Genomic DNA, 21,299 nt, shown 5'->3' on the forward strand with positions numbered 1-21,299 from the left:
GAAGTGCGGCGGCCTCAGACGCCCTTGACGCCCGCGACACGCCGCCATTCGCCCGGGGACCTGCCGGTCCACCGGGTGAAGGCGCGGCCGAACGTGGGCGGGTCGGCGAATCCGAGCGTGAGTGCGATTTCCTTGATCGGCATTGTGGTCCGCGTCAGTTGCTCGATCGCCCAGTCGCGTCGGACCTGGTCCTTCAGGCCCTGGAACGACTCGCCTTCGCCATGCAGCTTGCGGTGCAGCGTCCTGACCGACATGGCCAGCCGGCCGGCGACTTCTGCAGCGTCCGGCAGGTGGGGAAAGGTCTGCAGCATGAGGCCGCGCGCGCGAATCGACACCGGGCTCTGCCCGAGGACCGCCAGCAGCAGGTTGCCTGGTGTGCGCTTCAGGAACGGCAACACGTCGCCGCTCTTGCGCTGGACCGGCAGGCTCGCCTGGCTGTGCAGAAAGTGGATCGCCGCGCGCGGCTGGCGGTCGCGCACGAGGCCCGGGAGCAGACGCCGCACCCCGAGCAGGTCGTCCGGGGCGTCGAAGGGCAGGTCGGCACTGACCACATCGGGGCGCCGGCCCACACACCAGGCCAGAAGCGAATAGGAGATCAGGAAGATCACCACCTCGTACAGCAGCTGCCGGTTGCGCGTGACCGGCGCCTTCTCGACGAACACCCACGACAGCGTCTGCGGCCCTTCCTCGACCAGCACTGAAAAGTCGGGCATGGTCACCGTCAACCCGACGGCCAGGGCGCGCATGCACTCCTCGAAGGAGGAGGTCGAGACCGCGACCCGACACAGCATCTCGAGCGTGCCGTCGGTCATCGGTCGCGACATCAGGCCGCACGCCTCGTCGCGCATCGGGATCGAGATGGCGTTCGAGAGCCGCGAGAACTCGGCCACCGTCAAGGTGCCCGACGCATCCCAGGACGACGGGTCCAGTTGTGCCTGGGCCAGCACGGCGCCGGGGTCGAGGCCGGCGCGAACGGCGCACGCGAGCGTCTCGACGGCGCACTGCACCAAAACGGTCTGGGGCAGGGGGAGCGATGAGTCAGGGCGGATCGGCACGCGGGTGATTCCGGATTCAGGGGCGGCGTCGGGCCGCTCGACATATTTCATCGACAAAGGAAAGAGGAAACATGACAGACGACATTGCATCCCCGCGGCCGGGTATCGACGCGGTCGAGGGATTCTCGCGCCATGTGCACGTGGCAGGGGTCGGCATGACCCGCTTCTGCAGGCCGCATGCAGACTGGTCCTATGCGCGGGAAGCTGCGCAGGCCGCGCGGCAGGCACTGAGGGACGCAGGCCTCGCATACGACGACCTGGACCAAGCCTTCGTCGGCTATGTTTACGCGGACTCGACGGCGGGACAACGCGTGCTGTACGACATCGGCATGTCGGGTCTGCCCATTGTCAACGTCAACAACAACTGTGCCACCGGCTCATCGGCCCTGTATCTCGCGCGGCAGGCGGTTGCCAGCGGCGCGGCGGACTGTGTGCTGGCCCTCGGCTTCGAGCAGATGCGTCCCGGCTCCCTGGCGGCGGTCTTCCCCGACATGGCGTCGCCGCTCGAACGATTCGATTTGGTCGCGAACCAGGCCGTCGGCCATGACGAGCTGCCATTGGCCCTGCGCTACTTCGGAGGGGCAGGCCTTGAGCACATGCGGCGCTTCGGAACGGCGCTGTCGACCTTCGCCGCCATCCGAGCCAAAGCCAGCCGGCATGCAGCGCACAACCCCCATGCCATCTTCCGTCAGCCGCTGTCGGTCCAGGATGTTCTTGACTCTGCGGTGTTGTGGCCCGACGTGATGACCCGCCTGATGGCGTGTCCTCCAACCTGCGGAGCAGCCGCGGCCGTCGTATGCAGCGAGCGTTTCGCGCGTACGCGTGGGCTGGACGGGCGGGTGCGCATTGCAGCACAGGTGTTGGCAACGGATCGGACCGACACGTTCGCGACGCACGATATGCGGGATCTGGTCGGCTTCGGCATGGCCCGGCGGACCGCCCGCGCCGTCTACGAACAGGCGGGTGTGGACCCCGCAGATGTGGACGTGGTCGAACTGCACGACTGCTTCGCGCAGAACGAACTCCTGTCGTACGAGGCGCTTGGGCTTTGCGAAGAGGGCGAGGGCGAGCGCTTCGTGCTCAATGGCGACAACACCTACGGGGGGAAGGTTGTGACCAACCCCTCCGGCGGACTGTTGTCGAAGGGCCACCCGCTGGGTGCGACCGGACTTGCGCAATGCTGCGAGCTGGTCTGGCAGCTCCGAGGTCAGGCCGGCGAACGCCAGGTCGAAGACGCCCGCCTGGCGGTGCAGCACAACCTCGGATTGGGGGGAGCCTGCGTGGTGACGCTCTATGAGCGCGGTTGTTGGTGAAGGTCCGATTGCGAGCGGCGGCGTCATCGGCCCCGCTACGATCGCGCGCCATGTCTGCCGCTCCCTCCGACCCCACGCTGCCGCAGGACGCCCAGGGCATCCTCGCGCTGGCGGCGCGCTCGATGTTCCAGCTGTTCTCCAGCATCAGCCAGGGCATGTTCCTGATCGACCGCAGCGGCCGCATCGTGTGGGTCAACGAAGGCTACCGCCGCTTCCTGCCGGCGCTGGGCTTCGACTCGGTGGACCAGTTCGTCGGCCACATGGTGGAGGAGGTGATCCCCAACACCCAGATGCGCCGCGTGCTGGAGACCGGCGAGCCGGTGCTGGTGGACCTGCTGACCAACAAGGCCGGCACCTTCGTCGTCAGCCGCCTGCCGCTGCGCGAGGAGCACGACGACGGCACCGGGCCGGTGATCGGCGCCATCGGCATCGTGCTCTTCGACCATCCGCAGACCACGCTGCAGCCGCTGGTGGCCAAGTTCGCCCTGCTGCAGCGCGACCTGGACGAGGCCCGGCGCGAGCTGGCCAGCCAGGCCAGCCGCGCAGCGCGCAACGGCCTCGAAGGCGGGCTGCCTCGCCAGGCCAAGTACAGCTTCGCCAGCTTCATCGGCAGCAGCCCGGCGGCGGTGGAGGTCAAGCGCCATGCGCGGCGCGCAGCCCAGTCCACCAGCCCGGTGCTGCTGCTCGGCGAGACGGGCACCGGCAAGGAATTGCTGGCCCATGCCATCCACGGCGCCTCGGCGCGCGCGGCCGGGCCCTTCGTCAGCGTCAACATCGCGGCCGTGCCCGACACGCTGCTGGAGGCCGAGTTCTTCGGCTTCGCGCCCGGCGCCTTCACCGGTGCGGACCGGCGCGGTCGAGAGGGCAAGTTCAAGTTCGCCGACGGCGGCACGCTGTTCCTGGACGAGATCGGCGACATGCCGCTCTCGCTGCAGGCCAAGCTGCTGCGCGCGCTGCAGGAGGGCGAGATCGAGCCGCTGGGCTCCAACAGGCTGGTGGCCTTCGATGCGCGGGTGATCGCCGCGACCTCGCGCGACCTGCCGGCGCTGGTGGCGCAGGGCCGCTTTCGCGAAGACCTGTACTACCGCCTCAACGTGCTGCCCATCCGCGTGCCGCCGCTGCGCGCGCGGCGCGGCGACATCCCGGCGCTGGTGGAGGCCCTGGGCGACGAGGTGGCCCAGCGCACCGGCGATGCGCCGCCCGAGCTGCTGCCCGATGCGCTGGCCCTGCTGGCGGGCCAGTACTGGCGCGGCAACATCCGCGAGCTGCGCAACGTGCTGGAGCAGGTGGCCATGCGCAGCGACGCACAGCGGGTGGATGCCGCGCAGCTCACGCGCATCCTGCGCGAGGCTGGTGTGGGCGAGGTGGCACCGGCCGCGGCGCCGGAGCCTTCGCCGGCGCAGGCCGCGGCCGAAGCGCCTGGCAGTGGGCTGCTGCGCCCGCTGGCCGAGCAGGTGGCCCAACTGGAGCGTCGCGCCATCGACGCGGCCATGGCCCACACGGCGGGCAACAAGCTCAAGGCGGCGCGGCTGCTGGGAATCTCGCGGGCGACGCTCTATGGACGCCTGGAAAACCCTGAGCATTGAACAAACAACTGTCTGATTAATAGACAGTTCTGCCTGTATTGATTTCAGGCATTCGCTCTCGATTCACGTAGCAAGTCTTTGATCGATAAGGGCTTGATGCGTTGGCACGGCGTGTGCAATATCCAGGCATCCGTCACAAGGAGACAACCGCATGCAACGTCGCCACCTCATCGCCTGCGCCGCCCTGGCCGGCGCCATCGCCGCCCCCGCCTGGGCCCAGTCCAACGAAATCCGCATCGCCCACGTCTACAGCAAGACCGGCCCGCTGGAGGCCTACGGCAAGCAGACCCAGACCGGCCTGATGATGGGCCTGGACTACGCCACCGGCGGCACGATGATGGTCAATGGCAAGAAGATCGTCGTGATCGAGAAGGACGACCAGGGCAAGCCCGACCTGGGCAAGTCGCAGCTGGCCGCCGCCTATTCCGACGACAAGGCCGCGCTGGCCGTCGGCCCCACGTCGTCGGGCGTGGCACTGGCGATGCTGCCGGTGGCCGAGGAATACAAGAAGCTGCTGATCGTCGAGCCCGCCGTGGCCGACTCGATCACCGGCGACAAGTGGAACAAGTACATCTTCCGCACTGGCCGCAATTCGAGCCAGGACGCCATCTCCAACGCCGTGGCGCTCGACAAGCCGGGAACCACCATCGCCACCCTGGCCCAGGACTACGCCTTCGGCCGCGACGGCGTGAAGGCCTTCAAGGACGCGGTGAAGAAGGCCAAGATCGTCCACGAGGAATACCTGCCGCAGAACACCACCGACTTCACCGCCGGTGCGCAGCGCCTGATCGACAAGCTCAAGGACCAGCCCGGCCGCAAGGTGATCTGGATCGTCTGGGCCGGCGCGGGCAACCCCTTCAAGATCGCCGATCTGGACTTGAAGCGCTACGGCATCGAGATCGCCACCGGCGGCAACATCCTGCCGGCCATGGCCAGCTACAAGAACTTCCCGGGCATGGAAGGCGCGACCTACTACTACTTCGGCATCCCGAAGAACCCGGTGAACGAGGCGCTGGTGTCCATGCACTACAAGGAATTCAAGAGCCCGCCGGACTTCTTCACCGCCGGCGGCTTCTCGGCCGCCATGGCCGTCGTCACCGCACTCAAGAAGACGGGCGGCGACACCGGCACCAACAAGCTCATCTCCACCATGGAAGGCATGAGCTTCGACACGCCCAAGGGCACCATGACCTTCCGCAAGGAAGACCACCAGGCGCTGCAGAGCATGTACCACTTCAAGATCAAGGTGGACCCGGCCTTCGCCTGGGGCGTGCCGGAGCTGGTGCATGAGATCAAGCCGTCCGAGATGGACATTCCGATCCGCAACAAGAGATAACAAGGCGACATCCCCCATGCCGCTTCGCGGCTCCCCCTTCTCCTCGAAGGGGGCACACCCGACGGCCCGGCAAAGCCGGTTCCGTGGGTGTCCCCGCACAGCCCAACACCTGCTCTTCGCTTTCTCGGGAGACGGACCATGCAAAAGTTCACCGCGCCCCTCAGGCGCGCCGCCGGTGTGCTCGTGTCGGCCTGGCTGATGGCTGGCGCGGCGGCGGCGGTGCCGCTGCCGGAGCTGAACATCGACCCGGCGCAGGTCAGCGTGTCGGGCGTGTCCTCGGGCGGCTACATGGCCGTGCAGCTGCATGTGGCGTACTCGGCCACGTTCAAGAAGGGCGCCGGCGTGGTGGCGGGCGGGCCGTACTACTGTGCGGAAGGCTCGGTGGTCTATGCCACCGGCCGCTGCATGGCGCATGACACCAGCATCCCGGTCAGCAGCCTGGTGACCACCACCAACAACTGGGCGGCGAGCGGCGTCATCGACCCGGTGTCCAACCTCGCGGCCAGCCGGCTTTACCTGTTCTCGGGCACGCTCGACAGCGTGGTCAAGACCGCCGTGATGGACGACCTGCGCAGCTACTACGGCGCCTTCGTGCCCGCGGCCAACATCGCCTACAAAAAGGACCTGGCGGCCGAGCATTCCTTCGTCACCGACGACTATGGCAGCGCCTGCTCGGTCAAGGGCGACCCCTACATCGACGACTGCAACTTCGACCTGGCCGGCGCGCTGCTGCAGCAGATCTACGGCACGCTCAACCCACGCAACGTGGGCACGCTGGATGGCAGCTTCGTCGAGTTCGACCAGCGCGGCTTCGTCGGCGGCCACGCGATGGCGCAGACAGGCTGGGCCTATGTGCCGGCGCCCTGCGCCAGCGGTGGCGCCACCTGCCGGCTGCACGTGGCGCTGCATGGCTGCAAGCAGAACACGGCGCAGATCGGCCAGCAGTACGTGCGCAACACGGGCTACAACCGCTGGGCCGACACCAACAACATCGTGGTGCTTTATCCGCAGACCGGCGTGACGGCCACCAACGGCTGCTGGGACTGGTGGGGCTACGACAGCGCGGACTATGCGAAGAAGGCCGGCCCGCAGATGGCCGCGATCCAGGCCATGGTCAGGCACCTGTCCGGCGGCGCCGCCACGGCTGCGCTTGCCGCGCCAAGCGGCCTGACGGCATCGGCCGCCACGGCCAGCAGCATGAAGCTCGCCTGGTCCGCCGTGCCGGGTGCGGCGGGCTACGTGGTCTACCGCAACGGCGGCCGGCGCAATGCCACGCCGCTCACCGCCACCAGCTACACCGACACCGACCTCGTCGCCGGCAGCAGCTATGACTGGACGGTGCGCGCGGTGAACGGGGCCGGCGCCCGCGGCGCCGCGTCGGTCGTCGCCACGGCCAGCACCACCGGGATGACGCCCGTGTGCACCACCACCGACAACTACAGCCACACCCTGGCCGCGCGGGCCTATGCGCTCTACGGCTTCACCTATGCCTATGGCTCCAACCAGGGCATGGGTCTGTGGAACATCTACATCGAGACGACCCTGAAGAAGACCGCCGCCGGCTACTACGAAGTCGGCACCTGCTACTGAACGCGCCAGGACTTCCGCAATTGCTTGAAACCCAGAACCTCACCATCCGCTTCGGCGGGCATGTGGCGGTGAATGCCGTCAGCTGCCGCTTTGCGCCGGGCACGCTGACGGCCATCGTCGGCCCCAATGGGGCGGGCAAGACCACCTACTTCAACCTGGTCTCGGGCCAGCTCAAGGCCACCGAGGGCAAGGTGCTGCTCAATGGCCGCGACCTCTCGGCGCTGCCGGCCTCGGCCCGCACCCGCGCCGGGTTGGGCCGCGCCTTCCAGCTGACCAACCTGTTCCCCAACCTCACGGTGCTGGAGAACGTGCGCCTGGCCGTGCAGGCCGCGCACGAAGGGCCGCACCGGCGCGGCCTCAACCTCTGGAGCATCTGGAGCGACCACCGTGCGCTCACCGAACGCGCCGATGCGCTGCTGGCCGAGACCAACCTCAAGGCCCGCGAGCACGATGTGGTGGCGAGCCTGCCGCACGGCGACCAGCGCAAGCTGGAAGTGGCGCTGCTGATGGCGCTGGAACCGCAAGTGTTCATGTTCGACGAGCCCACGGCGGGGATGAACGCGGCCGAGGCGCCGGTCATCCTCGACCTGATCCGCCGCCTCAAGCAGGACAAGAGCAAGACCATCCTGCTGGTCGAGCACAAGATGGACGTGGTGCGCGAGCTGGCCGACCGCATCATCGTGCTGCACAACGGCACGTTGGTGGCCGACGGCGAACCGGCCGAGGTGATCGCCTCGCCGGTCGTGCAGGAAGCCTACCTGGGCGTGGCGAAGGAGGCGGCATGAACGACGCATTGCTCACCCTCGAAGGCGTGCACACCCACATCGGCGCGTACCACATCCTCCATGGCGTGGACCTGGCGGTGCCCAAGGGCCAGCTCACCATGCTGCTGGGCCGCAACGGTGCCGGCAAGACCACCACGCTGCGCACGATCATGGGCCTGTGGAAGGTGGCGCAGGGCCGCGTGCAGTTTGGCGGCAAGAGCATCGCCAACCTGCCCACGCCGCAGATCGCCGACCTTGGCATCGCCTACGTGCCCGAGACCATGGGCATCTTCGCGGACCTCACGGTCAAGGAGAACATGCTGCTGGCCGCCCGCGGTGCCCGCCGTGCGCAGGACATGGACGAGGCGCGGCTGAAGTGGATCTTCCGGCTATTCCCCGCGGTGGAGAAGTTCTGGAACCACCCGGCCGGCAAGCTCTCCGGCGGGCAGAAGCAGATGCTGGCCGTCTCGCGCGCCATCGTCGAGCCGCGCGAGCTGCTCATCATCGACGAGCCCAGCAAGGGCCTGGCGCCAGCCATCATCAACAACATGATCGACGCCTTCGCCGAGCTCAAGGCCAGCGGCGTGACCATCCTGCTGGTGGAGCAGAACATCCACTTCGCCCAGCGCCTGGGCGACACCGTGGCCGTGATGGACAACGGCCGCGTGGTGCACGCCGGCGGCATGGCTGAGTTCTCGGCCGACACGCAACTGCAGCAGCGCCTGCTGGGACTGGCCCTATGACGACCCTCGCCAAAGACATCGACTGGAAGCCGCTGCTGCTGGTGCCCGCGCTCGCGCTGGTGGCCCTGCCGCTGGTCGGCTCGCCCTCCACCTGGCTCACGCTGACCATCGCCGGCCTGGCGATGGGCATGATCGTGTTCATCATCGCCTCGGGCCTCACGCTGGTCTTCGGCTTGATGGACGTGCTGAACTTCGGCCACGGCGTGTTCATCGCGCTGGGTGCCTTCGTCGCCACCAGCGTGCTGGGCGCCATGGGCGACTGGACGCAGTCCAGCTCCATCCTCACCAACCTGGTGGCGGTGCTGCCGGCCATGGTGGTCGCGATGCTGGTGGCCGGCGCCGTGGGCCTGGCCTTCGAGCGCTTCATCGTGCGGCCGGTCTATGGCCAGCACCTGAAGCAGATCCTCATCACCATGGGCGGCATGATCATCGGCGAGGAGCTGATCAAGGTGATCTGGGGCCCGGCGCAGATTCCGCTGCCGCTGCCCGAGGGCCTGCGCGGCTCCTGGCTGTGGGGCGATGCGGCGGTGGAGAAGTACCGCGTGCTGGCCGTGATCGTCGGCGCGCTGGTCTTCGGCCTGCTGGCCTGGACGCTGGCCCGTACCAAGATCGGCCTGCTGATCCGCGCCGGCGTGCAGGACCGCGAGATGGTCGAGTCCCTCGGCTACCGCATCCGCGTGCTCTTCATCGGCATCTTCGTGGCGGGCAGCGCGCTGGCCGGCCTGGGCGGGGTGATGTGGGGCCTGTATCAGCAGAACGTGATCCCGCAGATGGGCGCGCAGGTCAACGTGCTGATCTTCATCGTCATCATCATCGGCGGCCTGGGCTCGACCACGGGGGCGCTGATCGGCGCACTGCTGGTGGGGCTGATGGCCAACTACACCGGCTTCGTCGCACCGAAGGTGGCGCTGTTCTCCAACATCGCGCTGATGGTGGCGATCCTGTTGTGGCGGCCCCAAGGGGTCTACCCCGTGGCGGGCAGCCGCTGAAAGGGAAGGGGACCGATCATGCTTCGACGCCTTCTCTCCAACGACCTGCCGCGCAGCAAGGTGCTGGCGGTGCTGCTGCTGGCGGTGCTGCTGGGCCTGGCCTTCGCACCCTTCCTGTTTCCGGGCGTCAAGGCGCTCAACGTGGCGGCCAAGATCCTGGTCTTCATCGTGCTGGTGGCCAGCTTCGACCTGCTGCTGGGCTACACCGGCATCGTGAGCTTCGCCCACACCATGTTCTTCGGCATCGGCGCGTACGGCGTGGCCATCGCCGCCACGCGCATGGGCGCGGGCTGGGACGCGGTGATCGTCGGCGTGCTTTGCGCGCTGGCCGTCTCGCTGGTGCTGGCGCTGGCGGTGGGCCTGTTCTCGCTGCGGGTGCGGGCCATCTTCTTCGCCATGATCACGCTGGCGGTGGCCTCGGCCTTCCAGACGCTGGCCTCGCAGCTGTCGGACTTCACCGGTGGCGAGGACGGGCTGACCTTCAAGCTGCCCGAACTGATCTCGCCCAGCTTCGAGTTCAGCGAGGAGCCCTTCCTCGGCGTCTCGCTCGACGGCCGGCTGCTGTGCTACTACCTGCTCTTCGTGTTGGCTGTGGTGCTGGTGCTGGCGCTGCTGCGCATCGTCAACTCGCCCTTCGGCCGCGTGCTGCAGGCGATCCGCGAGAACGAGTTCCGCGCCGAGGCCATCGGCTACCGGGTGGTGGTGTTCCGCACGCTGTCGGCCGTGCTGTCGGCGCTCTTCGCCACGCTGGCCGGCGCCATGCTGGCGATCTGGCTGCGCTACAACGGCCCGGACACCTCGCTCAGCTTCGAGATCATGGTCGACGTGCTGCTGATCGTGGTGATCGGCGGCATGGGCACCATCTACGGCGCGGCCATCGGCGCGGTGCTGTTCGTGGTGGCGCAGAGCTACCTGCAGGACCTGCTGCGCCTGGGCAGCGAGGCGGCGAGCGGCCTGCCCTGGCTGTCGGCCGTGCTCTCGCCCGACCGCTGGCTGCTGTGGCTGGGCGTGCTGTTCGTGCTCTCGGTCTACTACTTCCCCACCGGCATCGTCGGCAAGCTGCGCAGCAGGAGCGCGAAATGAGCGTCACCCCCACTTCCCATTACGCGCAGCTGGTCGGCCGCGAGATCCACTGGATGGACTGGGGCGACCCGGCCGCGCCCGCGGTGATCGCGTGGCACGGCCTGGCCCGCACGGGCCGCGACATGGACGAGCTGGCAGTGCACCTGGTGGGCGATGGCTGGCGGGTGATCTGCCCCGACACCCTGGGCCGCGGCCTCAGCCAGTGGAGCCCGGCGCCTGACGAGGAATACCAGCTGGCCTTCTATGCGCGCCTGGCCGATGCGCTGTGCGAGCACCTGGGCCTGGCCCGCGTGCACTGGGTGGGCACCTCCATGGGCGGCGCCATCGGCACGGTGTGCGCATCCGGCCTCGTGGTCCCGGCGATGAAGAAGCGCATCGCCGCGCTGGTGCTCAACGACAACGCGCCGCAACTGGCCGCCGCGGCCATCGAGCGCATCAAGGCCTATGCAGGCAATCCGCCCGCCTTCGACACGGTGAGCGAACTGGAAGCTTTTCTGCGCACCGTCTACAAGCCCTACGGCTGGCTCAGCGATGCGCAGTGGCGGCGCATGACCGAAACCTCGACCCGCCGCCTAGCGGACGGGCGCGTCACGCCGCACTACGACCCGGCCATGGTGCGCCAGTTCACCGTGCACGACGACGACTATCTGATCTGGTCGCACTACGACGCCATCGAAGTGCCAGTGATGATCTTGCGTGGCGCCGAGTCGGACCTGGTGCTGCCGGAGACTGTCGAGGCGATGCGCCATCGCGGGCCGGGTGCGGCGGGGCGGCTGACGGTGCTGGAGGTGGTGGGTTGCGGGCATGCGCCTGCGCTGAACGTGCCTGAACAGTTGGAGCCCGTCGCTGCCTTCCTGCGCGCTGCGCCTTAGTTCGGCTGGGGCCGGGCGCAGGGCGCGGTCGCAAGCGCGTCCTCGCCCACCTTATGGGACGCAACGCTCAGGTTAACCGGCGCCGGAGCCAAAGACGGAGGAAACCAACAGTGGCCATGAAAATGCCTAAGGCATGGCCAGTGTTAGCGTCCGCGCTCAACCGCCAGTTAGACCCTGCGCGCTATATTGCTGCTTCACTTTAAAGTGGCCCCTTCTCAGCAACGCAGAACACATTTGAAACTTCATCATAGACGCCCAAATCAAGGAACTCTAACCGCCAGGAAAGACGGTACTTTTCAGGTGCACCGTCGTTAGGGGGTGCCCTAAAAATTGCCTTCAGATAGCTGGCATCCTCGAGCGTTGGATCAATAGATGCAATAGTTCGCGCATAACGGCTGGCCATAAAGACGTGATGTGTGCAGTGACCAGACGAGGAGATAGACCAAGGCATGTACGCGACGCCTGGTGGAATTGCTCGACTAGATCGAGCTTGAAATATTCGCCAAAGTCGGTCTCTTTCTGCCGACATTTGGTTTGGGGAGCGGGAGGTCGATTCGAAGACCGAGTGATCAAAGAAGCCTATGGCGATAAAGTCATTCCGAGTTACTTGGGCGAAAAGTACATCATTGGTGCGCTTGGCATGGCCCTTCCTTTCAATGTCGTGACTTAGATGAAAATGATGGTAACCCATGACATTCAGAATAAAGTCTTTGTCTGCCCACTTGTCTCGTACCTCAGGGTCAAATGAAGTGGTCGCGAGGGAGAAACCTTCCTTATGTATTTTCAGTGAAAGGTGGGGCATCAAATCGACGCCCGCCCGGGCCTTCTCAAATAGTTGCTTTGCATCAGAGCCTAGCGATCGCCACCTGGGGTCGTGCGTTACGGTTGGCTCGATAAAGACAGATCGAGGCCTTGGTGGAACGAATCTGGCTGCATTGTTGATGTAGACGATCAAAAGCTCCCCTAGCGACCTGGCCTTAAGTGCTGCAAGGGTTTCAGCATTGTTTGGTGACCGAGGAATGTTCCCGATCAATTCTTCGCGAAATTTTCGAATTCGCTTGGACTCTGGCTGAATGCGGTTCATTTTCGGCGAGGTCTAACGGAAGGGTGACCGGCACGTTGCGGCAAGGCGCAGCGAAGTGCAGGATATCCAACGGCGCCTTGCGGCGCCGTGCCGCAACGTGGCCGAGTCGACCGACAAGTTAGGCAGCACCCTCACCCTTTCTCGCGAAACTCACCGACCGGGCAGTCACTAGGCCGCGACTCATTCCAGGCGTCAATGAGAACCTGTCGGTTCTGCTTGTGCCAAGCCTTGATGTTCCGTCGAAACTTTTTGAGGCCATCGTCCAGCGGCGAACAGTCATCAATTTCGAAACGACACGAGCCCTCAGAGCACTTCACGAGGAAGTGCGGTGGCGGGTGCTCGTCTGAGTAGACGATCACCTTCAAAGCGCCGATCTTATCTACCGCGCGTTCGATGAGGAAGCGTCGGCCGGCGTCGTCAATGATGGGGCCGAGGTCGAATGAATTCTGCAGTTCGGCAACTGTGTTTTGCGGAAGCTCCACTTCCCAAATTGGCATGGCCGCTCCTGTACTGACTAACGCCCAAGGTAAGCGGCGCCGGAGCACCGCAGGTGCGGAGGGTTCCAACAAGAGTTATAAGCATGCCGAAGACATGACCCTTGTTGGCGTCCGCTTGACCGATCAGTTAGGCGCTGCGATGGATTCAAGGTGCTTCCGCAACCGATCTTGGACGGCTGACTTGCCGCCAATTGTGTTGTCGTAGAAGAGTGTTCTGAACCCGGAAATGTCGAAGGGCAGCTTTTCACGCTTACGGTCGCTCAACAGAATTGTTGGTTTCCCAATGCCATGCGCAAAGCCAACTTCATAGAAAACATTTGGGTTGTTTGGCGTAACGTCAGCAAGGACAACCGAAGATTCTCTGATTGAGCGTGTAATATCTTCAATGATGAGCCCAGTGCTGTAGTAGTCGTCCGCTCTCACAACTTTGTAGCCATACGCTTCGCACGTCGGGCGTATGACTTCTGAGTACAACTCGTTGAACTCAGCAGAGAACTGCATCACAACGAAGCACACAGGCTCGGCTGAATAAATTTTCAGATTTCGCACCGCCGTCGGACCTGCGCCTTGAAGCCAAATTCCAATTTGGCCTTTTGTTAAGCGATGGGAAGCTCGAGCAACTTCTACGCCGTTAATGTGAAGCGCAAGGTTAGAGCCGTTGACCGAGAGCTTGAGTTTGTGCCACTTGTTTGCTTCGATTTTGGAGCCTTGTCCGGCTCCGCCTAACGGCTCCCATTGATTGTTGCGGAAAGCCGCAAAGCCGTATGGGGCACCAAGGACATTCATGCCAACGAACAGATCTGAATTGCCCGCAGTAAGGACGAACTGACACCGAGAGTCAGATTCTGTCGGGAAGACTTCGCACTCGATTGAACCTTGCTCGAACTCAACGTCACACTTAAGTAGCGCATGTGGCGGCTGTGGCGGCTGTGGCGCCGCATCGGGCGTTAGTTCAGGAGAGGTTCCGGGTTGAAGCGTAATCAAGTCGTGATCGATTTGTGCGTTCCCAAAAATTGAAACCCAGCTTTTTGGTTGTCTTGACTGTGACATATGCATGTTAATTTCTCGGCGCCTAACGTGTTCTCGGGCGACAGCTAATGCCGCCGAGGCAGACGCACTGCGCCCTAAATCGGCAGGCTTGTCTCACTGCAAGCCGTCGATGCGTCATCAGATTTTCCTCATTTGGCTGTGTGCTTACAGCATTAAATTTCCAACACAAGCGGCACACCGACAACCACCTTTGCGAGGTTGGCTGGACGCCTGGAGCGCACCGATGATGCCAGTTGTTCCGGCCGTTGTGGCCGGACCATTTGCTAGATGGTCTGCGGTTGATCCACTACCGCTTGCAGATCGAGAGGACCTGCGCTTACCGGGTGAAGGCAATCACCGGTTTCCATCTGCGGAGACACCCTGTCTAACTGGACGGGACAGAGGTGGACTGACCACCCGCAGCGCCACCAACGCGAGCCTGCAGACCTGCGTTGAAGAGGTGCACGTTGTGCTTGCCGGTTCAAGGGGGTGTGGGCTGCTGGCCCGGTGGCTTTACAGCACTGGGCTTCGAATCAGCGAGATCATTCAACTGCGGGTCAGGAACCTGAACTTCGCGCAGCAGGCGCCGATCATGCGAGAGGGAAGGGGAGCGACGGTCGCGTCGTGATGGTGCCGCAGTTGCCTCTTGTTGAACTGCGCCATGTACTGGGCACTTGATCTGGCGAACGCAATCGTCTGGACGACTTCGACTTCGTCCGTGGGTGCACACGTAACCGTTAGACGTCAGGCGCCGCGCGTCAGCGCCAGAGATGCGGCGATGCAGAATCAGTCGATCCTTGGTAACACGCCGCTTTCCCGCTTTCCCGCTTTCCCGCTTGATCGCCCGAAGCCCGCGCTTTCGCGCGGCCTGGGCGATTCGGGCAATTAGCTGGCAGCGCGCGCCTCGTCGCGCAGGCGCTTGATCTGATCGTGGTTCTTCTGCGCGCCCTGTGCCTGGCGCTCGATCAGTGCGCGCACATCGGCCGGCAGATCCTGCTGCAGTGCCTTGCGGTAGCGCGCCACGGCGGCGTCTTCGCCGCGCTCGCATTCTTCGAGCATGGACTCTTCGCTGTTGGCCCCGACGGCGCCCTTCACATGCACCCAGCCGCGGTGCAGTGCGCCGGACGCGGTGCCGCCGTCGGCGGGCTTGCCGCCCAGGCGGATCACCACCTCCTCCAGTTCGCGAGCGGCCTGGGCGCATTCGGCGGCACGGGTGCTGAAGGTGGTGCGCAGGCTGCTGTTCTCGACTTCTTCGGCGCAGAGTCGGAAGCCGTACTCGCCGTCGCGCGAGTTCTCCAGCAAGTCGTTGAGGGTGTCGATGACGTCGTTGGTGGTCTGGGCCATGGTGGGCTCCTTCTTCAATGGGTGGTTCGGTGACCGAGGGGAGGCCTTCCCTCTCGGCTGCGGAACCGCCATGGTTGAAGGGTGCGATCTTTCGGCCCGTCGTCGGGCCACGCGCCCCGCTGTAGGTGCAGGGGCCTTCGCGCTGCCCGTCAGGCGCAGAGGCGTTGTCGGAGGCGCCGGCTCAGAGCCGGAGTGTTTGGGGTCCGGCTCCAGCGGTGGCGCTTGGCGTGACGAGCGGACGGGGACAAGAGACTTTCCGGCGCTCGGATCAGGAGAGCTGCAGCAGTTCGGTCGGGCTGATCATGTGAAGCCGCATGAGCTCGTCGGCCACCCGCGCGCCGCTCAGCGGTGTCACGCCCTCCCGCTGCGCATAGGCCAGCAGCCCGTTGCGCAAGGTGATGCGTGAAACGAAGAAGCTGCGCTCCCGCAAGTGGGCCAGGATCTCATCCACCACCACCTCGAATAGAGCGGCTTCATCAGGCGGGGTGGGCTGGGTGGTGTCGGTCATGGCGCGGCCGGGAGGAGTGGTGCACGGCGCGAAGCAAGCTTCGTGCGAGCCCAGGCTCAGATGCCGAACGCGCGGCGGCTTTCCGGTGCGATGAGGTCGTGGAACTCGGGATGCTTGCGCAGGAAGGCCGCCACGAAGGGGCAGACCGGAATCACGCGCGTACCCATCGCCCGCACATCCTCCAGCGCGTGGCGCACCAGCGTGGAGCTCAGGCCGCGGCCCTCGAATTCGGGAAGGATCTCGGTGTGGGTGAACACCAGCCCGTTGGCCAGTACGTTGTATTCGCTGAAGCCGGCCAGTGCGTCGCCCAGCAGGATCTCGTAGCGGTGGGCGGCTTCGTTCTTTCGAAGGGTGGGGGTCTGCGTCATGCGGCTCCTTGCGGTCAAAAGGTGGCCGGCCATCATCGCCGAGCGCCGTGGCCGACGCTGAGGGGTGTCAGTGGCGTCCGTCAGCCGCAGCGGCCGCCGCGTCGGCCTGCATCGGTGCCGCAGGTTCGAGCGCCGCCTTCACGGCCGAGACCAGCGCCGCCGAGGTGTAGGGCTTGGCCAGGATCAGGCTGCCGCTGAGTTCGCCGCGCAGCAGGGGCGAGGCATCGCCGCTGGCGAAGATCGTGACCAGTTCGGGCACCTGCGTGCGCAGGGCCGCGGCCAGTTCGGTGCCCGAGGCACCCGGCAGGTTGATGTCGGTCACCATGACCTGCGGACGATGGCGCTGCGCCAGGGCCTCGGCTTCCTCGGCGCTGCCGGCCTCGACCACGGTGAAGCCCGTGTCGGTGAGCATGGCGGCCGAGGTCACGCGGATCAGCGGATCGTCCTCGACGAGCAGCACGACGCCGGCGCTGGGACGGGCCGGGGTGGCGGGGGTGCTTGCCGCTTCCGGCCGCTCTGCCGGCGATGCGGGGGGCTGGGCGGCTGCGTGCTGCGCAGGAACCGCGGGTGCGGCGCTCTGCCGCTGCGCCCGGTTACCGAGCAGGTGGCGCACCTTGCGCGCCAGCGCTTCGCGCGAATAGGGCTTGGACAGCAGCTCCACGCCGGCATCCAGCCGGCCGCCGTGGACGATCGAGTTCTCGGTGTAGCCCGAGGTGAAGAGCACCGCCAGGTCCGGAATGCGCTGACGGGCCTGGCGCGCCATCTCGGGGCTCTTGAGCGGGCCGGGCATCACCACGTCGGTGAAGAGCAGATCGACCGGAATGCCGCTTTCGATCACCGCCAGACCCTTGGAAGCGTCGGAGGCCTGCAGCACCCGGTAGCCCAGGTCGGCCAGCATGGCCACGACCACCTCGCGCACCTCGGCGTCGTCTTCCACCACCAGCACGACCTCGGTGCCGCCCTCGACGGCGCCGGCGTCCAGTCGCACCGCGACGTCCTCCGCCTGCATGGCGCGCGGCAGGAACACCTTCACCGTGGTGCCGTGGCCGACCTCCGAATAGATCTTGATGTGGCCGTTGGACTGTTTGACGAAGCCGTACACCATCGACAGGCCCAGGCCCGACCCCTTGCCTTCCGGCTTGGTGGAGAAGAAGGGCTCGAAGGCGCGGGCGATGACCTCCGGCGGCATGCCGGCGCCTGTGTCCGACACGGCCAGCATCACGTACTGGCCCGGCGCGACCTCGTCGTGCTGGCGCGCATAGGTCTCGTCCAGATGCACGTTGGCCAGCTCGATGGTGAGCCGGCCGGAGCCATTCATCGCGTCGCGGGCATTGATGGCGAGGTTGAGGATTGCGTTCTCGATCTGCGTCGGATCGACGAAGGTGTTCCACAGGCCGCCGCCGAGCACAGTCTCGATCTCGATCGCGCCGCCCAGGGCGCGGCGCAGCATGTCGTCCATGCCCTGCACCATGCGTGTGGCGTTGACGACGCGCGGCTCCAGCGGCTGGCGCCGCCCGAAGGCGAGCAATTGCGCCGCCAGCTTGGCGCCGCGTTGGACACCGGCCATGGCATTGCCCACCAAGCGCTGCGCACGCTCGTTGCCGGCGATGTCCTTGGACAGCAGGTGCAGGCTGCCCGAGATGACCTGCAGCAGGTTGTTGAAGTCGTGGGCCACGCCGCCGGTGAGCTTGCCGATGGACTCCAGCTTCTGCGCCTGCGCGAGCTTGGCTTCGGCCTGCCGGCGCTCGTCGATCTCGGCGATCACGCGTGCTTCGAGGTTCTCGTTGAGCAGCCGCAGTTGCTCTTCGGCGCGTTCGCGGTGGCGCACCTGGGCGGCCAGTGCCGTGGCCTGGGCCACCAGGCTGCGTTCCGCGGCGCGCTGTTCGGTGATGTCGGTGTGCACGCCCACCCATTCGTCGATGCTGCCGTCCTCGCGCAGGATCGGCAGGCCGCGCACGGCGAAGTTGCGCCAGACGCCGTCGCTGCGGCGCACCCGGTGCTCGTGGATGAACATGGTGCGGCCTTCGACGGCCGCGTTCCAGGTGGCGATGGCGCCCTGTGCATCGTCCGGATGGAGGGCGTCGGCCCAGCCGTAGCCCTCGTACTCCTGCTGAGTCTGCCCGGTGAGCGCGGCCCAACCCGGCTGCTCGCCCGTCATGCGACCGTCGGCGCTGTTGGTCCATAGCACGCCATGAACGGCATCCATGGCGGTGCGAAAGCGCCGGTTCCCCACGCGCAGGGCGGCTTCCTGTCGCGCGCGGTCGGTCACGTCGAGGACAGTGCACATCACGCCCGCCACCCGTTTGGCAGCCTCGTAGACCGGCGTGTAGAAAAGATCGAACACATGCTCTTGCGGGCCCTCGTCGCGCATCAGGGTCATCGAATGCTCGCGAAAGCAGACGATCTCGCCGCCCAGGCAGCGCTGGAGCACTTCGCGGTTCCACTCCGCGATTTCGGGCCAGACCTGCAGCGTGGTGCGGCCGAGCGCGTCAGGATGCTGTGCGCCCACCACGGCCCGGTAGGCATCGTTGTAGAGCATGACGTGGTCGGCGCCCCACATCAGCATCTTCGGCACGGGCGAGTTCACGATGTTCGACACCGTCGTTCGCAGGGGCGCAGACCAGGCATGCACCGGGCCCAGCGTCGTGCGCGACCAGTCGGTCGACCTAATCAGCGCCCCGCACTCACCGCCGGCGGGAGGCCAGCTTTCGCCTTCGACGGACGTGGGATTCGAAGCGGCGGAGCGGGCAGGCGAGGTTGGCGATACGTTCGACATGGCGGCTGTCTGTGAGGAAGGACTCGGGCGAACAACCGGCATGGATCAGCACCGATCCACTGGCTTGTTGAAGCGCAACTTGCCGTCGAATTCTCTGTGCGGTCGGGCAGCCGGCATGACAGACAAGGCCGCGAACACACCACCCGGGCGGCCACGCGGCCCGAGGCATGTGGCATGTGGTATGGGGCACGCTGCGGCAGCGCACCGTGGTCCGGTGGCGGCCGGCTCCTGTGTCGCGGCGCTAAAACTGGGGCAGCGAGCCCCAGAGATAAATCACCACCGAGAAACACAGACTGATCAGCATGAAAAGCAGTTGCTGCTTCTTGCTTCTCTCTGCGCTGATAAAGAAAAGCACCGCCGTCAACACAAAGCAGACGGTCAAGATCATGAATTGTTCAGCCGACATTTTCTTAACAGCAGGTCAATCATGGCTTTGCGCCAAAGCGAAAGGCCATCGATCGCCGTCAGCGCGTGGCCCGCGCCAGTATGCGGTTCAGCGAAATGTGCAGGCGGTCAATTAATGCAAAGTTTCGTGGAGAAAACGAAAACGGCAGTGAATTAATTCCCACCGAGGCGGCGAATTCCCGCATGGTCAGGTCGGGGGCGGGGATTCATCGGCCAGTGAATAGAGCAAATTCGAATAGTCCGACGCAAAAGCGGGGCGAGCGTCCTCGCTTTTGCGACGCCCCGGGATCAGGCCGGTTCCATGCCTTGGCGACGGATGGCGTCAGCGGCATCGGGGCTGGCCATGAATTCGAGCACCGCGCGCGCGTCGGCGACCCGCGAACTGGTTGCGACGACCGCGCCGGAAAAAGTGGTGACGATCTGGATCGCGTCGGGCAGCGGCCCGAGGATGTCGATGCCTTCCAGATTCAACATCTCACTCAGCTGCTGAAAGCCCAGCGCCACTTCGCCCTTGGCCACCAGGCTGCCTACGGGAACGCCGGGCGGGGCCGTGACGATGCGCGGCTGGATCTCTGCAGCGATGCCCCATCGTTCGAAGAGCTTGGCCAACTGGACGCCGCTGGGTCCGGTGGAATAGGCGAGGCTCTGGGCGCCGCGTACGGCCTGCTTGACGGCCTCTTCGCTGTCGATGGCGGGCCGCGGTGCGCCGGCCTTCACGGCCACGGCCACGCCCGAGGTCACCAGGTCCTTGCGCGGGCCGGCGGTCTTGCCGGCGGTGGCGAGCTGATCGATGGCGTTGGCGGCCAGCACCACCAGGTCGAAGGCTTCGCCGGCCTGCACCCGCTTGGCGGCATCCACGCCGCCCACCGATTCCACCTTCACCGCCTGGCCGGTGCGGCGTTCGTAGTCGGCCGCCAGGTCGTTCAGGATCTGCCGGGTGGCCATGGAGGAGATGAGCGTCAGGGGAGCGGTCATGCGGGTCGATGAGGGTTGTCGGGGAAGCCGCGGATTCTCTCAGCCGTCGCCGAAGCGCGTGGCGATCAGCTGGCGCAGCCACTGGTTGGCCGGCTCGCGGTGCAGGCGTGCGTGCCACAGCAGGTGGATGCCGATCTCCGGCAGCGGGGCCGGGTGCGCCAGCCAGCGCAGGCCGAAGGGCCCGGCCATGCGCTGGGCGAGCCGCTCGGGCACGGTGGCGATCATGTCGGTGCCGGCCAGGATGTGACCGAGGGCCACGAAGTGCGGCACCGTCAGGCGCACGCGGCGTTCGATGCCCTGGCGGGCCAGCTCGTCCTCCACCACGCCGTGACCGGTGCCTGCGGACACCACGGCCAGGTGCTCGGCGGCGCTGAACTCGCGCAGGCCGATGCGGCGCTTGTCCAGCGGATGGCCCTGGCGCATCAGGCACACGTAGTGTTGGGTGAACAGGCGTCGCTGGAAGAAGCCGGTGCGCAGTTGCGGCAGCAGGCCCAGGGCCAGGTCCACATGGCCGGACTCCATCTCGTCCTTGAGCTGCACCGCGGTGTTGCGCACGGTGCTCACCGTCACGCCCGGCGCCACCTCGGCCAGCGCTTCCATGAGGCCGGGCAGGAAGTAGATCTCGCCGATGTCCGTCATGCCGATGGTGAAGGCGCGGCTGCTGGTGGCCGGGTCGAAGCCCTGGTCCTGGCGCAGCGCGCCCTGCAGCAACTGCAGCGCGGCGGCCACCGGCTCGGCCAGTTGCGTGGCGCGGGGCGTGGGCTCCATGCCGCGCGAAGTGCGCAGGAAGAGCTCGTCGCCCATCGCCTTGCGCAACCGCGCGAGCGCATTGCTCACGGCCGGCTGGCTCAGCCCCAGCGCCCGCGCCGCGCCCGAGACGCTGCGCTCGGCCAGCAGCTGGTTGAACACCAGCAGCAGGTTCAGGTCGAGCTGCTTGAGGTCCATGGCGTGTTATTGATGCTGGTGATGGGGTGTATTCACC

General features: G+C 66.0%; 20 protein-coding genes. 9 read left to right on the forward strand and 11 right to left on the reverse strand.

Features of this window, described 5'->3' with window-relative positions; translation table 11 throughout:
• Nucleotides 1–14: 14 nt before the first annotated feature.
• Nucleotides 15–1,106 carry an AraC family transcriptional regulator gene (locus tag DFR41_RS16815; RefSeq protein ID WP_170159404.1) on the reverse strand — a complete coding sequence of 364 codons (1,092 nt, stop codon included), beginning with the start codon at nucleotides 1,104–1,106 and terminating at the stop codon, nucleotides 15–17.
• Between the two features lie 20 nt (nucleotides 1,107–1,126).
• On the opposite strand from DFR41_RS16815, the gene DFR41_RS16820 reads away from it, so the two are divergent.
• From DFR41_RS16820 to DFR41_RS16860, 9 genes are all read left to right on the forward strand, one after another.
• The gene (locus tag DFR41_RS16820; RefSeq protein WP_114803618.1) at nucleotides 1,127–2,368 is read left to right on the forward strand and encodes a lipid-transfer protein; all 1,242 of its coding nucleotides are present in this window, start codon (nucleotides 1,127–1,129) and stop codon (nucleotides 2,366–2,368) included.
• Nucleotides 2,369–2,418: 50 nt separating this feature from the next.
• Nucleotides 2,419–3,954, forward strand: a complete 1,536-nt coding sequence (locus tag DFR41_RS16825) for a sigma-54 interaction domain-containing protein (protein ID WP_114803560.1) — start codon at nucleotides 2,419–2,421, stop codon at nucleotides 3,952–3,954.
• Nucleotides 3,955–4,105: 151 nt separating this feature from the next.
• On the forward strand, nucleotides 4,106–5,290 hold the full coding sequence (locus DFR41_RS16830; protein ID WP_114803561.1) for a substrate-binding domain-containing protein: 1,185 nt from the start codon (nucleotides 4,106–4,108) through the stop codon (nucleotides 5,288–5,290).
• A 138-nt stretch (nucleotides 5,291–5,428) separates the two neighbouring features.
• Complete coding sequence (locus DFR41_RS16835) at nucleotides 5,429–6,880, forward strand: extracellular catalytic domain type 2 short-chain-length polyhydroxyalkanoate depolymerase (protein ID WP_114803562.1); 1,452 nt, start codon at nucleotides 5,429–5,431, stop codon at nucleotides 6,878–6,880.
• Between the two features lie 20 nt (nucleotides 6,881–6,900).
• Entirely contained in the window at nucleotides 6,901–7,665 is a 765-nt protein-coding gene (locus DFR41_RS16840; protein WP_114803563.1) for an ABC transporter ATP-binding protein, read from the forward strand.
• Nucleotides 7,662–8,387: an ABC transporter ATP-binding protein gene (locus DFR41_RS16845; protein ID WP_114803564.1), complete on the forward strand. Its 726-nt coding sequence runs from the start codon at nucleotides 7,662–7,664 to the stop codon at nucleotides 8,385–8,387. The genes DFR41_RS16840 and DFR41_RS16845 overlap by 4 nt, the downstream gene beginning before the upstream one ends.
• Complete coding sequence (locus tag DFR41_RS16850; protein ID WP_114803565.1) at nucleotides 8,384–9,376, forward strand: branched-chain amino acid ABC transporter permease; 993 nt, start codon at nucleotides 8,384–8,386, stop codon at nucleotides 9,374–9,376. The genes DFR41_RS16845 and DFR41_RS16850 overlap by 4 nt, the downstream gene beginning before the upstream one ends.
• Before the next feature lie 18 nt (nucleotides 9,377–9,394).
• The gene (locus DFR41_RS16855) at nucleotides 9,395–10,459 is read left to right on the forward strand and encodes a branched-chain amino acid ABC transporter permease (protein ID WP_114803566.1); all 1,065 of its coding nucleotides are present in this window, start codon (nucleotides 9,395–9,397) and stop codon (nucleotides 10,457–10,459) included.
• Complete coding sequence (locus DFR41_RS16860; RefSeq protein WP_114803567.1) at nucleotides 10,456–11,331, forward strand: alpha/beta fold hydrolase; 876 nt, start codon at nucleotides 10,456–10,458, stop codon at nucleotides 11,329–11,331. Before DFR41_RS16855 ends, DFR41_RS16860 begins: the two co-directional genes overlap by 4 nt.
• 199 nt (nucleotides 11,332–11,530) lie before the next feature.
• Here the strand turns inward: DFR41_RS16860 and DFR41_RS27400 are convergent, their stop codons facing one another.
• The 10 genes from DFR41_RS27400 to DFR41_RS16900 all read right to left on the reverse strand — a co-directional run bounded on the left by DFR41_RS27400 (nucleotide 11,531) and on the right by DFR41_RS16900 (nucleotide 21,262).
• Nucleotides 11,531–12,415, reverse strand: a complete 885-nt coding sequence (locus DFR41_RS27400) for a hypothetical protein (RefSeq protein ID WP_147284375.1) — start codon at nucleotides 12,413–12,415, stop codon at nucleotides 11,531–11,533.
• A gap of 131 nt (nucleotides 12,416–12,546) precedes the next feature.
• On the reverse strand, nucleotides 12,547–12,912 hold the full coding sequence (locus DFR41_RS16865) for a DUF4160 domain-containing protein (protein ID WP_114803568.1): 366 nt from the start codon (nucleotides 12,910–12,912) through the stop codon (nucleotides 12,547–12,549).
• Between the two features lie 123 nt (nucleotides 12,913–13,035).
• Nucleotides 13,036–13,896: a hypothetical protein gene (locus tag DFR41_RS27405; RefSeq protein ID WP_147284376.1), complete on the reverse strand. Its 861-nt coding sequence runs from the start codon at nucleotides 13,894–13,896 to the stop codon at nucleotides 13,036–13,038.
• 930 nt (nucleotides 13,897–14,826) lie between these two features.
• Nucleotides 14,827–15,285, reverse strand: coding sequence for a ferritin-like domain-containing protein (locus DFR41_RS16875; protein WP_244917779.1), 459 nt, complete (start codon nucleotides 15,283–15,285; stop codon nucleotides 14,827–14,829).
• A 268-nt stretch (nucleotides 15,286–15,553) separates the two neighbouring features.
• Nucleotides 15,554–15,793 carry a hypothetical protein gene (locus DFR41_RS16880; RefSeq protein WP_114803571.1) on the reverse strand — a complete coding sequence of 80 codons (240 nt, stop codon included), beginning with the start codon at nucleotides 15,791–15,793 and terminating at the stop codon, nucleotides 15,554–15,556.
• A gap of 56 nt (nucleotides 15,794–15,849) precedes the next feature.
• Nucleotides 15,850–16,161, reverse strand: a complete 312-nt coding sequence (locus tag DFR41_RS16885; RefSeq protein ID WP_114803572.1) for a GNAT family N-acetyltransferase — start codon at nucleotides 16,159–16,161, stop codon at nucleotides 15,850–15,852.
• Between the two features lie 67 nt (nucleotides 16,162–16,228).
• The gene (locus DFR41_RS16890; RefSeq protein ID WP_211322611.1) at nucleotides 16,229–18,760 is read right to left on the reverse strand and encodes a response regulator; all 2,532 of its coding nucleotides are present in this window, start codon (nucleotides 18,758–18,760) and stop codon (nucleotides 16,229–16,231) included.
• Nucleotides 18,761–19,178: 418 nt separating this feature from the next.
• The gene (locus tag DFR41_RS27740) at nucleotides 19,179–19,325 is read right to left on the reverse strand and encodes a hypothetical protein (RefSeq protein ID WP_155947066.1); all 147 of its coding nucleotides are present in this window, start codon (nucleotides 19,323–19,325) and stop codon (nucleotides 19,179–19,181) included.
• A 305-nt stretch (nucleotides 19,326–19,630) separates the two neighbouring features.
• Nucleotides 19,631–20,317, reverse strand: coding sequence for a substrate-binding domain-containing protein (locus DFR41_RS16895; protein ID WP_114803574.1), 687 nt, complete (start codon nucleotides 20,315–20,317; stop codon nucleotides 19,631–19,633).
• Between the two features lie 39 nt (nucleotides 20,318–20,356).
• Nucleotides 20,357–21,262: a LysR family transcriptional regulator gene (locus tag DFR41_RS16900; RefSeq protein WP_114803575.1), complete on the reverse strand. Its 906-nt coding sequence runs from the start codon at nucleotides 21,260–21,262 to the stop codon at nucleotides 20,357–20,359.
• Nucleotides 21,263–21,299 lie beyond the last annotated feature (37 nt).

The sequence above is a fragment of the Pseudacidovorax intermedius genome, assembly GCF_003350475.1.
GTDB classification, from domain to species: Bacteria; Pseudomonadota; Gammaproteobacteria; order Burkholderiales; family Burkholderiaceae_C; genus Xenophilus; species Xenophilus intermedius.